At 64.7% G+C, this 14,651-nt stretch carries 12 protein-coding genes; 7 read left to right on the top strand and 5 right to left on the bottom strand.

Features of this window, described 5'->3' with window-relative positions:
* Nucleotides 1-198: 198 nt before the first annotated feature.
* The 6 genes from NKH54_RS10930 to NKH54_RS10905 all read left to right on the top strand — a co-directional run bounded on the left by NKH54_RS10930 (nt 199) and on the right by NKH54_RS10905 (nt 8,949).
* Nucleotides 199-1,527 carry a CmpA/NrtA family ABC transporter substrate-binding protein gene (locus NKH54_RS10930; protein WP_353028200.1) on the top strand — a complete coding sequence of 443 codons (1,329 nt, stop codon included), beginning with the start codon at nt 199-201 and terminating at the stop codon, nt 1,525-1,527.
* 92 nt (nt 1,528-1,619) lie between these two features.
* On the top strand, nt 1,620-2,510 hold the full coding sequence (gene ntrB / locus NKH54_RS10925; protein ID WP_352537109.1) for a nitrate ABC transporter permease: 891 nt from the start codon (nt 1,620-1,622) through the stop codon (nt 2,508-2,510).
* A gap of 10 nt (nt 2,511-2,520) precedes the next feature.
* Complete coding sequence (locus NKH54_RS10920; RefSeq protein WP_023682696.1) at nt 2,521-3,318, top strand: ABC transporter ATP-binding protein; 798 nt, start codon at nt 2,521-2,523, stop codon at nt 3,316-3,318.
* 4 nt (nt 3,319-3,322) lie between these two features.
* The gene (nirB, locus tag NKH54_RS10915; RefSeq protein WP_353028199.1) at nt 3,323-5,773 is read left to right on the top strand and encodes a nitrite reductase large subunit NirB; all 2,451 of its coding nucleotides are present in this window, start codon (nt 3,323-3,325) and stop codon (nt 5,771-5,773) included.
* 5 nt (nt 5,774-5,778) lie between these two features.
* A complete protein-coding gene (nirD, locus tag NKH54_RS10910) occupies nt 5,779-6,108 on the top strand; it encodes a nitrite reductase small subunit NirD (protein WP_023686954.1) in 330 nt (109 codons plus the stop codon).
* A gap of 3 nt (nt 6,109-6,111) precedes the next feature.
* Nucleotides 6,112-8,949, top strand: a complete 2,838-nt coding sequence (locus tag NKH54_RS10905) for a molybdopterin-dependent oxidoreductase (protein WP_353028198.1) — start codon at nt 6,112-6,114, stop codon at nt 8,947-8,949.
* A 131-nt stretch (nt 8,950-9,080) separates the two neighbouring features.
* On the opposite strand, the gene NKH54_RS10900 is transcribed toward NKH54_RS10905, so the two are convergent.
* Genes NKH54_RS10900 through NKH54_RS10880 form a run of 5 tightly spaced genes read right to left on the bottom strand, consistent with a single transcriptional unit; the run spans nt 9,081 to nt 13,804 of the window.
* Nucleotides 9,081-10,376, bottom strand: a complete 1,296-nt coding sequence (locus NKH54_RS10900; protein WP_353028197.1) for an NAD(P)/FAD-dependent oxidoreductase — start codon at nt 10,374-10,376, stop codon at nt 9,081-9,083.
* Nucleotides 10,373-11,356 carry a branched-chain amino acid ABC transporter permease gene (locus tag NKH54_RS10895; protein ID WP_353028249.1) on the bottom strand — a complete coding sequence of 328 codons (984 nt, stop codon included), beginning with the start codon at nt 11,354-11,356 and terminating at the stop codon, nt 10,373-10,375. The genes NKH54_RS10900 and NKH54_RS10895 overlap by 4 nt, the downstream gene beginning before the upstream one ends.
* Nucleotides 11,353-12,261 carry a branched-chain amino acid ABC transporter permease gene (locus tag NKH54_RS10890; protein WP_352886421.1) on the bottom strand — a complete coding sequence of 303 codons (909 nt, stop codon included), beginning with the start codon at nt 12,259-12,261 and terminating at the stop codon, nt 11,353-11,355. Before NKH54_RS10890 ends, NKH54_RS10895 begins: the two co-directional genes overlap by 4 nt.
* Nucleotides 12,258-13,007, bottom strand: a complete 750-nt coding sequence (locus tag NKH54_RS10885) for a branched-chain amino acid ABC transporter ATP-binding protein (RefSeq protein ID WP_352652790.1) — start codon at nt 13,005-13,007, stop codon at nt 12,258-12,260. The genes NKH54_RS10890 and NKH54_RS10885 overlap by 4 nt, the downstream gene beginning before the upstream one ends.
* On the bottom strand, nt 13,004-13,804 hold the full coding sequence (locus NKH54_RS10880) for an ABC transporter ATP-binding protein (protein WP_353028196.1): 801 nt from the start codon (nt 13,802-13,804) through the stop codon (nt 13,004-13,006). Before NKH54_RS10880 ends, NKH54_RS10885 begins: the two co-directional genes overlap by 4 nt.
* A 124-nt stretch (nt 13,805-13,928) precedes the next feature.
* Between NKH54_RS10880 and NKH54_RS10875 the strand changes: the two genes are divergently transcribed.
* On the top strand, nt 13,929-14,651 hold the full coding sequence (locus NKH54_RS10875) for a GntR family transcriptional regulator (RefSeq protein ID WP_023682687.1): 723 nt from the start codon (nt 13,929-13,931) through the stop codon (nt 14,649-14,651).

Here is a 14,651-nt window from a genome sequence, read left to right as displayed (position 1 = left end):
CACCCAAAACTGGCACGGTTCCTGCTTTGAATTAGCCAGGCCCTTCGCGGGTCACGGAACAGGCGTCCAATGGCGGGCGCCACAGGCAAAGCTGCCGCTCAGGTCAACGACGCGATCCCGGATGTACGGACGCGCGAGGCCTGGACGGCGGCTTTTTTGTTTTGGGCCACTCGACGAAGCGTTCAACCGGAGATCACGATGAAAGAAAAAATAGGGAAATGGATCGGGACGGGAACATCGCTCAAGGATGTGACGCGCCGCGATTTTCTTGTCAGCAGCGCCATGACGGCCGGCCTGTTCGTGGCGGCCCGCAAGCTCTTCCCCTCGGGCGCCTATGCCGCCACGACCGCTCCGGAGGTCACCGGCGCCAAGCTCGGCTTCATCGCGCTGACCGACGCGGCGCCGCTGATGATCGCCAAGGAGAAGGGGCTGTTCGTCAAGTTCGGCATGCCCGACGTCGAGGTGCTCAAGCAGGCCTCCTGGGGCGCGACGCGCGACAATCTGATGCTCGGCGGCGCAGCCAACGGCATCGACGGCGCTCACATCCTGACGCCGCTGCCCTATCTCATGCACATCGGCAAGGTGACGCAGAACAACCAGCCGATGCCGATGGCTATCGTGGCGCGGCTCAACTACGACTGCCAGGGCATTTCGGTTGCGCAGGAATACGCCGGCACCGGTGTCGGCCTCGACGCCTCCAAGCTGAAGGACGCCTTCGCCGCCAAGAAGGCGGCCGGCAAGGAAATCAAGGCCGCCATGACGTTCCCGGGCGGGACCCATGATTTGTGGCTCCGTTACTGGCTGGCCGCCGGCGGCATCGATCCCGACAAGGACGTCTCGACCATTGTCGTGCCGCCGCCGCAGATGGTCGCCAACATGAAAGTCGGCAACATGGACGTGTTCTGCGTTGGCGAACCGTGGAACGAACAGCTCGTCCACCAGGGCGTTGGTTTCACCGCCGCCACCACCGGCGAACTGTGGAAGGGTCATCCCGAAAAGGCGCTCGGCCTCCGCGCCGAATTCATCGACAAATACCCGAACGCCACCAAGGCGATCGTGATGGCCGTCATGGAGGCCCAGCAATGGTGTGAGGCCGCGGAGAACAAGGACGAGATGGCCGCCATCATCGGCAAGCGGCAATGGATGAACGTGCCTGTCGCCGACATTGTCGGCCGCCTCAAGGGCGACATCAACTACGGCAATGGCCGCGTGGCCACCGGCACTGACCTCTACATGAAATTCTGGAAGGGTGGCGTCTCCTATCCCTACAAGAGCCACGACAGCTGGTTCCTCGCCGAAAACATCCGTTGGGGAAAATTCGCGCCGACCACCGACATCAAGACGCTGGTCGATCAGGTCAATCGCGAGGATATCTGGCGCGAGGCGGCGAAGGATCTCGGCGTTGCCGCAGCTGATATTCCGGCCTCGCCGTCGCGCGGCGTCGAGACCTTCTTCGACGGCAAGATTTTCGACCCGGCCAACCCGTCGGCCTATCTCGACAGCCTGAAGATCAAGGCATCGGCTTGACCAGCGCAAACGGCGCGTTGCGCCGTTTGTCGCCCCAGCGCAACGGCGCTTCGCCGTTGTCGCCCGCATCGACCCCGGAGTTATTGTCAGACATGTCCATCCAAGCCATTGAGGAAACCACGGTGAAGGCGTTCCCCGCCAAGTCTGCCGCGGTCATCGCTTTCACCGCCAAAGCGCGGCGCCGCTTCGACCCGATCGCGATCGCCGGCAGGCTGGCCACCGCCCTGGTGCCGCCGGTCATCGTTATCGCCTTCATGCTGGTCGTGTGGCAGATCGCCTGCTCGTCGCCGACCGCCAGCCTGCCGCCGCCCAGCCAGGTGTGGAACGAGGCCTATGACCTGATCGCGCATCCGTTCTTCAACAACGGCCCGCAGGATATCGGCCTTGCGTGGCGGGTGCTGATCTCTCTGCAGCGCGTCGCCATCGGCTTCGGCCTGGCGGCGATCGTCGGCGTCGCGCTCGGCGCCCTGGTCGGCCAGTCGATCTGGGCCATGCGTGGCCTCGATCCGGTGTTCCAGATACTGCGCACCGTGCCGCCGCTGGCCTGGTTGCCGCTGTCGCTGGCTGCTTTCCGCGATTCCAGCCCGTCGGCGCTGTTCGTTATCTTCATCACCTCGATCTGGCCGATCATCATCAACACCGCCGTCGGCGTGCGAAACATTCCGGAAGACTACCGCAACGTCTCGCGCATCTTGCGGCTCAACCAGTTCGAATTCTTCGTCAAGATCATGGTTCCGGCCGCCGCACCCTACATCTTCACCGGCCTCAGAATCGGCATCGGCCTGTCCTGGCTCGCCATCGTCGCCGCCGAAATGCTGACCGGCGGCGTCGGCATCGGCTTCTTCATCTGGGACGCCTGGAACTCGTCGCGGCTGCCCGACATCATCGTCGCGCTCGCCTATATCGGCGTCACCGGTTTCTGCCTCGACCGCCTGGTCGCTGCGGTCGGCGCTTTCGTCACCCGCGGCACAACGGCAAAGTGAGGAGAGGGCGATGACGGCCTATCTGAAGCTCGACCATATCGACAAATCCTTTGCCCGCGGCGGTCAGGTCAGCGAGGTGCTCAAGGACATCAGGCTGACCATCGACAAGGGCGAATTCGTCTCCATCATCGGCCATTCCGGCTGTGGCAAGTCGACCTTGCTCAATCTGATCGCCGGGCTGACCAAGGTTTCCGCCGGCGCCGTGCTGCTTGAAAACAAGGAGGTCGACAGCCCCGGACCCGAGCGCGCCGTGGTGTTCCAGAACCACAGCCTGCTGCCATGGCTCACCGTCTACGAAAACATCAGCCTGGCGGTGTCGAAAGTCTTTGGTCGTTCCAAGAGCAGGACCGAACGGCATGACTGGATCATGCGCAATCTTGATCTCGTGCAGATGGCCCATGCCAAGGACAAGCGGCCGGCCGAAATATCGGGCGGCATGAAGCAGCGCGTCGGCATTGCCCGGGCGCTTGCCATGGAGCCGAAGATCCTGTTGCTCGACGAGCCGTTCGGTGCACTCGACGCGCTGACGCGCGCCCATCTTCAGGACGCGGTCATGGACATCCATTCCAGGCTCGGCTCGACGACGATCATGATCACCCACGATGTCGACGAGGCGGTATTGTTGTCCGATCGCATCGTCATGATGACCAACGGTCCGGCGGCTACCATCGGCGAGGTGCTTGCGGTGCCGCTGGCACGGCCGCGTCGCCGCGTCGAACTCTCTTCCGACCGCACCTTTTTGCGCTGCCGCGAAGCGGTGCTGAAGTTCCTCTATGAACGTCATCGCTTCGTCGAAGCCGCGGAGTAACGCCATGACCGAAAAGCTCGTCATCATCGGCAACGGCATGGCCCCTGGGCGCATGCTGGAGCATCTGCTCGAACAGGCGCCGGGCCGCTACACCGTGACCATCTTCAACGCCGAGCCGCGGGTGAACTACGACCGCATCATGCTGTCGCCGGTTCTCTCCGGCGAAAAGGCCTATGAGGAAATCATCATCCACGGCGACGGCTGGTACATCGCCAACAACATCACCCTCTACAAGGGTCACAAGATCGTGGCCATCGACCGGGCGGCCAAGACCGTCACCTCCGACCACGGCGTCACCGAGCCTTACGACAAGCTCGTCATCGCCACCGGATCAGTGCCTTTCATCATTCCGGTGCCCGGTCACGATCTGCCGGGCGTGCTGACCTATCGCGACCTCGACGATGTTCAGGCCATGATGCTTGCCGCCCAGTCGCGCGCCAAGGCCGTGGTCATCGGCGGCGGCCTGCTCGGGCTGGAGGCGGCAGCAGGTTTGAACGCCCAAGGCATGGACGTCACCGTGCTGCATGTCATGCCGACATTGATGGAGCGTCAGCTCGATCCAGCCGCCGGCTATCTCCTGCAGCGCGCGGTGGAACAGCGCGGCATCAAGGTCATCACCAAGGCCAACACCCAGGCGATCACCGGCAACGGCAAGGTCGGGCAGGTGGAGCTTGCCGACGGCACCATCATCCCGGCAACGCTGGTGGTGATGGCGGTCGGCATCCGGCCGAATGCGGCGCTGGCCAAGGAGGCCGGCATAGCCGTCAATCGTGGTATTGTCGTCGATGCCGGCATGCGCAGCAACGACCCCGACATCTACGCGCTCGGCGAATGCGCCGAGGTCAACGGCCAGGTCTACGGGCTGGTCGCGCCGCTCTACGAGATGGCGCGCGTTGCCGCGAACCAGTTGGCCGGCAACGAGGCAGCGGCCTTCGTCCACATGGACACGCCGACCAAGCTCAAGGTCACCGGCATCGACCTGTTCTCGCTTGGCGACTTCGCCGAAGGCGAGGACCGCCAGGAGATCGTGCTGCGCGATGCCGCCGCCGGCGTCTACAAGCGCCTTGTGCTCAAGGACGACCGCATCATCGGCACCGTGCTTTATGGCGAGACGGCGGATGGGGCCTGGTTCAACGATCTCAAGAAGAAGCAGACCGACATATCGGAGATGCGCGACACGCTCATCTTCGGCCAGTCCTACCAGGGGGGTGCCCCGCTGGACCCTATGGCGGCCGTTGCAGCCTTGCCGGATGATGCGGAAATCTGCGGCTGCAACGGCGTTTGCAAGGGAAAGATCACCGGCGCGATCACGGCCAAGGGCCTGGCTTCGCTCGACGACGTGCGCGCCCACACCAAGGCATCGGCTTCCTGCGGTTCGTGCACCGGGCTGGTCGAGAAGCTGATGGTGCTGACCATCGGCGACAAATACAACCCGGCCGCCGTGCAACCGATGTGCGGCTGCACCACGCTCGGCCATGACGAGGTGCGCCGGCTGATCATCGCCAAGAGCCTGAAGACCATTCCCGCCGTCATGCAGGAGCTGGAATGGACGACCTCCTGCGGCTGCGCAAAATGTCGGCCGGCGCTCAACTACTACCTCGTCTGCGACTGGCCGAACGATTACGCCGACGACTATCAGTCGCGCTTCATCAACGAACGCGTCCACGCCAACATCCAGAAGGACGGCACCTATTCGGTGGTGCCGCGCATGTGGGGCGGCGTCACCAACGCCGCCGAACTGCGCGCCATCGCCGACGTCGTCGATAAGTTCGAGATACCGATGGTCAAGGTCACCGGCGGCCAGCGCATCGACATGCTGGGCATCCGCAAGGAGGATCTGCCGGCGGTGTGGGCCGATCTCGGCCAGGCCGGCTTCGTCTCAGGCCATGCTTACGCCAAGGGCCTGCGCACGGTGAAGACCTGTGTCGGCTCCGACTGGTGCCGCTTCGGCACGCAGGATTCGACCGGCCTCGGCATTCGCATCGAGAAATTCATGTGGGGCTCGTGGACCCCGGCCAAGGTTAAGATGGCGGTGTCGGGCTGTCCGCGCAACTGCGCCGAGGCGACCTGCAAGGATGTCGGCGTGATCTGTGTCGACAGTGGCTACGAGATCCATTTCGCCGGCGCCGCCGGCCTCGACATTAAGGGCACCGAAGTGCTTGGCCTGGTCAAGACCGAGGACGAGGCGCTGGAGCATATCGTCGCGCTGACGCAGATGTATCGCGAGCAGGGCCGCTATCTCGAGCGCATCTATAAATGGGCCAAGCGCATCGGCATCCCCGAGATCAAGCGCCAGATCATGGACGACGGCGCCAAGCGCAAGGCCTATTACGAACGCTTCGTCTTCAGCCAGAAATTCGCCCAGGTCGACCCGTGGTCGGAACGCGTCTCCGGCAAGGACAAGCACGAGTTCCGGCCAATGGCTTCTGTCGGGTTTGCGCAGGCGGCGGAGTGATCAAAATGGACTGGATATCGATCGGCTCACTCTCCGACATCCCGCGGCGTGGCGCGCGCTGCGTCGACACACCCGAGGGTAAGATCGCCGTCTTCCGCACGCAGGACGATCAGGTCTACGCCATCGACGATCATTGCCCGCACAGAGGTGGGCCGCTGAGCCAAGGCATCGTCCACGGCACCGCCGTCACCTGTCCCTTGCACAATTGGGTCATCTCGCTGGAGACGGGCAAGGCGCTCGGCGCCGACGAGGGCGCCGTGCGCACCATTCCTGTGCGGATCGAGGGCGAGCTCCTGTTCATTGCGCTGAAAGCGCTGGCCAGCCGCGCGGCCTGAAGCATGGAACTGGGCGAAGCGCGCGAGGTGAGGACCACCTGCCCCTATTGCGGGGTGGGTTGCGGCGTGCTGGCGAAAGTCGCCGCGGACGGTGAAGTCAGCGTCCGCGGCGACCCCGACCATCCAGCGAACTTCGGCCGGCTCTGCTCCAAGGGCTCGGCCCTGGCCGAAACCATCGACCTCGACGGCAGGCTGCTCTACCCCGAAATCCACGGTCGCCGTGCCGGCTGGGACGAGGCGCTCGACCGCGTCGCTTCGACCTTTTCGCAAACCATCGCCGAGCACGGTCCTGACTCCGTCGCCTTCTATGTCTCCGGCCAGTTGCTGACCGAAGACTACTATGTCGCCAACAAGCTGATGAAGGGCTTCATCGGCTCGGCCAATATCGACACCAATTCGCGGCTATGCATGGCCTCCTCGGTTGCCGGCCACCGCCGCGCCTTCGGCTCCGACACCGTGCCCGGCACCTACGAGGATCTCGAGCTCGCCGACCTGATCGTGCTGGTCGGCTCCAATCTCGCCTGGTGCCATCCCGTGCTCTTCCAGCGCATCGCGGCGGCCCGGGAAAAACGACCGGAGATGAAGGTCGTGCTGGTCGACCCGCGCCGCACCATGACCGCTGATATCGCCGACATTCACCTGGCGATCGCGCCGGATGGCGACGTTGCTTTGTTCACTGGTCTGCTCGCCTGGCTCGGCCAGCACAACGCACTCGACCGCGGTTACATCACCGCCCACACGACCGGCTTCGGGCAAGCGCTCTTCGCTGCCTCGAAACTCGATCTTGCCGGCGTTGCCGCCGCCACCGGCTTGAGCGAAGAGGAGCTTGCCCGCTTCTATAGCCTGTTTGCCACCACCGCAAAGACAGTGACGGTCTACAGCCAAGGCGTGAACCAGTCGTCTTCGGGCACTGACAAGGTCAACGCCATCATCAACTGCCATCTCGCCACCGGCCGCATCGGCAAACCTGGGGCAGGACCGTTTTCAGTGACCGGCCAGCCCAACGCCATGGGCGGCCGCGAGGTCGGCGGCATGGCCAATATGCTGGCCGCCCATATGGAGATCGAAAACCCCGAGCACCGCGACCGCGTGCAGCGTTTCTGGAATGCGCCGGCCGTCGCCCCAAAGCCCGGTCTGAAGGCGGTCGAGATGTTTCAGGCGATCGCCGCCGGCCGCATCAAGGCATTGTGGATCATGGCCACCAACCCGGTCGACTCGATGCCGGATGCCGATGCCGTCGAGGCGGCGATCAAGGCTTGCCCGTTCGTCGTGGTTTCGGATGTGCTGGCGAGCACGGACACCATGCGCCACGCCCATGTGCGGCTGCCCGCCGCCGCATGGGGCGAGAAGGACGGCACCGTCACCAATTCAGAGCGCCGCATCTCGCGCCAGCGCAGCTTTCTTGCGGTGCCCGGTGAGGCGCTGCCGGATTGGTGGATCGTTTCGGAAGTGGCGCGGCGGATGGGGTTTGACGAGGCGTTTTTCTACTCGTCGACAGCGGAAATCTTCGCCGAACACGCCGCGCTGTCCGGGTTCGAGAATGACGGCGCACGGGATTTCGATATTGGTGGTTATGCTGGTGTTGATAAGGAGGCCTATGCAGCGCTTGAGCCTTTCCAATGGCCGGCGCCGAGCCCAGCCACCCCCCTCTGGCCTGCCGGCCATCTCCCCCGCAAGGGGGGAGATCAGCCGTCGCCTCGGCCTTCGCCAATTACCAACGATGCAGAAGATATGCCGGCGTCAAAGCTGCCAATCTCCCCCCTTGCGGGGGAGATGTCCGGCAGGACAGAGGGGGGTGTTCAAGCGGGACTTGACCCTTCCAGCACCCGCTTCTTCGCCAACGGCAATTTCTACACCCCCGACCGCAAGGCCCGCTTCATCGCCATTCGTCCCATCGTCGAGACACGAACCAGCCCGGACTATCCGCTGATCCTCAACACCGGCCGTGTTCGCGACCATTGGCACACAATGACCCGCACTGGGAAAAGCCCACGTCTCTCCCAGCACATGGCCGAGCCCTTCGTCGAGATCCACCCGGCGGATGCCACGCATCACGGCATTGGCGACGCCGACATCGTGCGCGTCTCCAGCCCGCGCGGCGATGTGCTGGTGCGCGCGCTGGTGACGGCACGCCAGCGCCAGGGCAGCGTGTTTGCGCCGATGCACTGGACTGACCAGTTTTCGGCAAAAGGCCGGCTCGACTCGCTGACCGCGCCTCTGACCGATCCGGTTTCCGGTCAGCCTGCGCTGAAACATGTCGGCGCCCGTATCGAGAAATTCGCCGCGAGAGCCTTCGGCTTCGCCGTGGTGCGCCGCAAGCCGGTGGCGGTCGCAGCAGATTACTGGGCCGTGGCCAAATGCAAGGGCGGCTGGCGGGTGGAGCTTGCCTTTGCTGACGACGACATCGACTGGGCTGGTTTTGCTGGTTCGCTTTTCGATGTTCCCGTAGCCGATACGCTCGCTTATCACGACCGCGATACCGGCCAGCATCGTATTGCTGCCTTCGACGACCAGCACCTCGCCGGGGCTTTGTTTATCGCGTCGGGACCGGTGGCGGTTTCGCGGGGTTGGGCGGCACAGCAACTCCAGGAGGTTCACACCAGCCAGCGCGAACGCTTCAGGATCGTCGCTGGTCGCGCCGGCGCCGATCGGCCCGATGCGGGCGCGACCGTCTGCTCCTGTTTCAGCGTCGGGGTCAACCAGATCGCGGCGGCAGTGGCAGCCGGGTGCGCGACAGTCGAAGCCATAGGCGGCGCCCTGAAGGCCGGCACCAATTGCGGCTCCTGTCGGTCCGAGATCCGGGCGGTCATCCAGGCCAATCGGGTTCAGGCTGCGGAGTAGATGCGGCTGGATGGGGAGGGGATCTGACGGATATCCTCTGGGGCCACCACGGTCATCGATTGCGGAAGGTGTGGCGGTCCTTTTCGGGTCGCTGTGAGTGCGCCGGCAGGGGGATCACCTGGCTTGGCTGTCTAATCCAGCCGGTCGCGCAGGATGCTCCAGGGGAGCAGCATATTCGGTGCATAGCGCACGAGGTTGTGCAGCGGGATCGGCGCTGGCGGTGCGAAGGGGAGCGGCAGATATCGGGCGTCCGTTCCGCTCGCCCAGTCCGCCAGCACTTTGCCCATTACCATGGTCATGGCGATGCCGCGGCCGTTGCAGGCGAAGCCGGCGATCAGGCCCGGGCCGAGGTCGATGAGGCGCGGCAGGAAATCCGGCACCACCGCCGCCACGCCTGTCCAGCTGTAGGCAAGCGGCGGCAGGTCAGGCAAATCGAGATGCCTGGCGAGCCGTCGCCAGATCGTTTGCGGCATGCGCGTCTCAGCGCCGGCTCCGACGACATGCATGCCGCCGCTGATCAGCCGGTTCTGGCCATCGAAGCGGCACGTGAACAGGTTGCGCCTGGTGTCGCCGACGCCCTGGCCGCCGGGCAGCAGGCGCGCGCGTATGGCCCGCGACAGCGGCGCAGTGGCGATCTGGAAGACTTTCAGCGGGATATAGGTCCGCGCCAGTGTCCGGTTCAGTGCCCCGCCATAGGCGTTGGTGGCGATCACCACCTTGCCCGCACGCACGGCGCCGGATGCGGTCGTCAAGGTCCAGCCATCCGCAGCGCGGTCGATGGAAGCGACGCGCGTCTGCTCGAAGATCCGCGCGCCGGCTTTTTCGGCGGCATCGGCCAAGCCGCGCGCATACTCGACCGGATTGAGGACGCCGCCCGAGTTATCCATCCAACCGCCGGCGTAGCCGCCGATACCGGTGAGCGTCGTGACCGCCTTGGCATCGAGCGTTACGGTCGGCCTGCCCCGCGCCGCCCATTGCTCGGCACGCGATCGCGTCTTTTCCAGCGCCGCGGACGAATGCGCCGGCTGGATCCAACCATTCTGCACAGCGTCGCATTCGATGCCATGCCGCTTGATCAGGCCGAAGACGAGGTCAGCGCTTCCCGCGGCGAAATCGATCAGCCTCCCGCCGCGCTCGGGTCCGAGTTCGGTGATGATGTCGTCTGGATCCCGCTTGGCAAAGTTCGGAACGACGAAGCCGGCATTCCGGCCGGTCGCACCCCAGGCAATGAATTCGGCTTCGAGGACCGCGACCGGAAGCCCCTTCTCGGCGGCATGCAATGCCGTCGACAGGCCGGAAAAGCCGCCGCCAACGATTGCGAGATCGACGTCGAGCCCGCCTTGCAGCGTGCCCCGGTCGCAGCGGTTGCGGCTGACGGCATGCCAGAGTGAAACGCCATGCACGTCTTGCCGGATCATGGCATTCATGGTCCGGCCTCGTTCTCCCTGGCCGCCGCCTTTTTCTGTTTGCCGGGCTTCGGCCGGCGCGGCCGATCGCCGAACAATCCGTTCGGCCGGATCAGCAGGATGACGCACAGCATGACGCCGATGGCGACGATCTGCAGCGAGGCCGCGCGTGCTTGCTGCTCGGGCGCAAACAGCACGCTGGTCAGCGTGCCCGACCCCGCCCATATCGCCCAGACCAGGATGCTGCCGGCAATGGCGCCGGCATTGCTGCCCGAGCCGCCGACGATCAGCATCACCCAGACCTGGAAGGTCAGGATCGGCAGATAGTTATCGGGCGCGATGAAGCCGGTGAAATGCGCCTGCAAAGCGCCGGCCAGCGCCATGATGGCGCCGCCGACGGCAAAGGCCTGGACGCGGTAGAAGCGCGCGCTCTTGCCCAGCGAAATCGCCGCTCGCTCGTCCTCGCGCAGCGCCTTGAGCACGCGGCCCCAGGGGCTGCGCGACAGGTGCTCCAGAGCGAGATAGGCGATCAGCGTCACAGCCGAAACGACGGCGAGGTTCGACAGGTTGAACAACAGCGGCGTTTCGGCAAGGCCGCCGAACGGGCGCGGGATGAAACCGATGCCGAACGGGCCGCCCGTGAGTTTTTGCGCGTTGAGCGCGACCAGCTGCACGACGACGGCGACGCCGAAGGTGGTGATCGCCAGGTAGTCTGATCGCAGACGCAGCGTGGCCATGCCGGTAATTGCTGCGGCGATACCGCCGACGATCATGGCGCCCGCCCAGCCGGCCAGGATCGGCAGACCGAAGCCGCCGAAGCGCGCGGCATCGTCCGGGGTCGTGAGCAGCGCCGATGTATAGGCGCCGATGGCGACGAATCCGGCAAGGCCGACATTGAAAAGGCCAGTCAGCCCCCACTGCAGATTGAGCCCCAGTGTGACCAGCGAAAAGATCAGTGCGGTGGTCAGGAAGAAGGCGCCGTAGCCGAGCAGGTCCATCAGCGTTCCCTCACACCAAACAGGCCGATCGGCCGCACGAACAGCACCGCCATCAGGATGATGAAGGAGATTGCGGCGCGCCATTCGGCGCCGATCAGCTGCACCGCACCGGCTTCGGCAAGGCCAATGATCAGGCCGCCGAGCACGGCGCCCGGTATGCTGCCGATGCCGCCCAGGATGGCGGCTGCGAACATCGGTAGCAGCATGTCGAAGCCCATGAACGGGCGGATCTGCACCAGAATGCCGATCATCACGCCGGCCACGCAGGCCAGCGCCCCGCCGATGATCCAGGTGACGCGCACCACGGAGGCAACATCGATGCCGACGATGAGGGCCAGGGCCGCATTTTGGCTCAGCGCCTGCATGGAGCGGCCGGTCTGCGTGCGTGTCATCAACAGATGCACGCCGAGCACCAGCACTGCGGTCAGCAGCAGCAGCGCGATCTGATCGGGCGTGATGCGGATGCCGAAGCCGACCGGCATGGCGATCTGGATCGCCCGGCTGAAATAGGTCGGGCGTGAGCTGAAGGTGAATTCGAGCAGGCTGCGCAGCGCCATCGAGGCGCCGAAGCTCGCCATCACCACGATGATGGCTTGCCCCTGCGAGCGCAGCCGCGAAAACAGCACCTTGTCGAGCAACAGCGCCAGCAGGGCGGTGAAAGTCATGCCGACAACCAGCGCAACCAGCAGCGGCCAGCCGAAAGACAGCGGTCCAATGGGGGCCACCTTGCCGAACATCGCGCCGATGGCGCTGACGACGGCGAGCGTCGCATAGGTGCCCCAGGCCATGAAGTCGCCATGGGCGAAGTTCGAGAAGCGCAGGATCGAGTAGGTCAGCGTCACGCCGATGGCGCCAAGGCCGATCATCGAGCCGGTCAGCAGCCCATCGACGACAAATTGCAGGCTCATGCCGCGCCTCCCTTGCCGACGGGGGACGGGCGTTGGCCGAGATAGAGTTCGGCGACGACAGGATCGTTCCACAGTTCGGAAGCAACGCCCTCGTGCCGGTCCTTGCCGTCGACCAGCACATAGGCGCGGTCGCCGATGGCAAGCGCTGCCTTGGCGTTCTGTTCGACCAGCAGGATGGTGACGCCGGACTTGCGGATGCCGGCCAGCATCTCGAACACCGTCGATACGAATTTCGGCGACAGGCCGGCCGACGGCTCGTCGAGCACCAGCACCTTGGGATGGACGATTAGGGCGCGTGCGACGGCAAGCATCTGCCGTTGTCCGCCCGACAGATTGCCGGCGGCGGTGCGGCGCTGGCGGACGAGGTCGGGGAAGGCCGCATACATTTCCTCGATGCGGGCAGGGATTTCGCGTCGCTCGAGGATGCCGCAGGCGACTTTCAGATTGTCCTCGACCGACATCAGCGGAAAGATGTTCTCCGTCTGCGGTACGAAGGCGAGGCCGAGCCGGACCATGGTGTGGGCCGGCGCGGCGGTTATGTCCTTGCCGTCCAGGAACACCGCGCCGCCGGTGATCGGGACAAGGCCGGCGATCGCCTTGATGAAGCTCGACTTGCCGGCGCCGTTGGGGCCGAGCACGACGACGATCTCCCCCTTGCCGACGGTGATCGAGGCGCCGCGCACAATCGGCACGCCGGGCTCATAGCCGGCCTCGAGATTGCGGACGTTGAGGACAGTTTCGCTCATGCCGCACCTCCGAGATAGGCCTCGATGACGCGCGGGTCGCGGGCGACCTCTTCCGCAGTGCCTTCGCTGAGCAACTGGCCGCTCGCCATGACCAGCACGCGGTGGCAGAGCCGCGTCACCATGTCGATATCGTGCTCGATCAGCAGAAAGGTGATGCCGCGCGCGTTGATGTCGCGGATGCGGTCGATGATGATCTCGAGCAGCGTTGCGTTGACGCCGGCCGCCGGCTCGTCGAGCAGGATGATCGCCGGATCGGCCATCATGACGCGGGCGAGTTCGAGCAGCTTGCGTTGGCCCCCGGAAAGCACGCGCGCCGGTTCGTGCGCCAGCCGAGCGAGCGAGACGAGCTCCAGCAGCTCGAGTGCCTTTGCCCTGGCTGCTCTTTCCTGTGCCGCCACTCGCCACGGCGTGACGAAGTTGGCGAGCAATTTTTCGCCGGCTTGGCCCTGCGCCGCCAGCATGATGTTTTCGATCAGCGTCAGATTGGGCAGGGGGCGCGGGATCTGGAAGGTGCGGCCAAGACCACGGCCGATACGCAGATGAGCGGCTTCGCCGGAGACGCGCGTGCCATTGAGCAGGATATCGCCGCTGGTTGGCAATATGCTGCCCGCCAACAGATCGAACATCGTCGTCTTGCCGGCGCCATTCGGCCCGATCAGGCCGAGGATTTCGCCCGCTTTGACATCAAACGAGACATCGTTGACGGCGACAAGGCCGCCAAAACGCCTGACGACGTTTCGTGCCGTCAGAACTGGCGCACGGGTCTCCTGCCGTTGGCGCTCCGCTGCATCGCTCATCAAACCCTCTGGCCGAAGACGATCGTTGTCGCCTCCTGATTTTTGATTTGTGATCACACTTGCGTTGATCACGTTATTCGGCTTTAATTTCATTCGCAAGCCGAAAACGGGGCAAATGCCGGTAATGCAGAAGGCTGCCATCGACAAGAACAACGGGACGATCGCAGCCCAGCTTACGCCGGTCGGCCGCGAGACGGTGCAGGATCGCGTCTATTCCGAGTTGCGCCGTGCTCTGATCGGTGGCCTTTTCGAGCCAAACCAGGTGCTGACTATCCGCGGTCTCGCCGATGCGCTGGTCACCTCGACCATGCCGGTACGCGAAGCGCTTGGACGGCTGATCACGGAAAAGGCGCTGGAGGCGCTGCCCAACCGCTCGGTGCGCGTGCCGCCGATCACGCTGGAGCGCATCGACGACCTCCTGCGCGCCCGCTCACTCATCGAAGGCGAAGCGATCGCGCTTGCCGCCACGCGTATGAGCCCGCGCCAGATCGCTTCGATCGAAGCCATGCTGGGCGAGTGGGACGAGATGCGGGCCCTGAAGCACAAGAAGGATATCGACCGCGAAGCGACGCTCAACCAGAGCTTCCATTTTGAGATCTACCGCTGCTGCGGCTCGGCTGTGCTGATCCCGATGATCGAAAGCCTCTGGCTTCAATCGGGACCCTGCATCCGCGTCGCCATCTATGCCTTCTCCGAGGCCGGCGAGGTCGATACCGCGCACTATCACCGCGGCATTGTCGCGGCACTTGCCAAACAGGATGCGCTAGCGGCGCGCGAGGCGCTGGTAGCCGACATCAGCCGCCCCTTCGCCTTCCTGCGCGACAAACTTCAATCGGCGAAGGACTGA

The sequence above is a fragment of the Mesorhizobium sp. M1004 genome (assembly GCF_040318795.1).
Classification (GTDB): domain Bacteria; phylum Pseudomonadota; class Alphaproteobacteria; order Rhizobiales; family Rhizobiaceae; genus Mesorhizobium.
This window is presented reverse-complemented; position numbering and strand designations above follow the sequence as displayed.

What these genes read in the sequence shown, in the direction of transcription:
- NKH54_RS10905 (WP_353028198.1), top strand. Translation starts at nt 6,112, where the DNA reads ATGGAACTGGGCGAAGCGCGCGAGGTGAGGACCACCTGCCCCTATTGC.
- NKH54_RS10930 (WP_353028200.1), top strand. Translation starts at nt 199, where the DNA reads ATGAAAGAAAAAATAGGGAAATGGATCGGGACGGGAACATCGCTCAAG.
- NKH54_RS10875 (WP_023682687.1), top strand. Translation starts at nt 13,929, where the DNA reads ATGCAGAAGGCTGCCATCGACAAGAACAACGGGACGATCGCAGCCCAG.
- NKH54_RS10885 (WP_352652790.1), bottom strand. Translation starts at nt 13,007, where the DNA reads ATGAGCGAAACTGTCCTCAACGTCCGCAATCTCGAGGCCGGCTATGAG.
- ntrB (WP_352537109.1), top strand. Translation starts at nt 1,620, where the DNA reads ATGTCCATCCAAGCCATTGAGGAAACCACGGTGAAGGCGTTCCCCGCC.
- nirD (WP_023686954.1), top strand. Translation starts at nt 5,779, where the DNA reads ATGGACTGGATATCGATCGGCTCACTCTCCGACATCCCGCGGCGTGGC.
- NKH54_RS10900 (WP_353028197.1), bottom strand. Translation starts at nt 10,376, where the DNA reads ATGAATGCCATGATCCGGCAAGACGTGCATGGCGTTTCACTCTGGCAT.
- NKH54_RS10920 (WP_023682696.1), top strand. Translation starts at nt 2,521, where the DNA reads ATGACGGCCTATCTGAAGCTCGACCATATCGACAAATCCTTTGCCCGC.
- nirB (WP_353028199.1), top strand. Translation starts at nt 3,323, where the DNA reads ATGACCGAAAAGCTCGTCATCATCGGCAACGGCATGGCCCCTGGGCGC.
- NKH54_RS10880 (WP_353028196.1), bottom strand. Translation starts at nt 13,804, where the DNA reads ATGAGCGATGCAGCGGAGCGCCAACGGCAGGAGACCCGTGCGCCAGTT.
- NKH54_RS10890 (WP_352886421.1), bottom strand. Translation starts at nt 12,261, where the DNA reads ATGAGCCTGCAATTTGTCGTCGATGGGCTGCTGACCGGCTCGATGATC.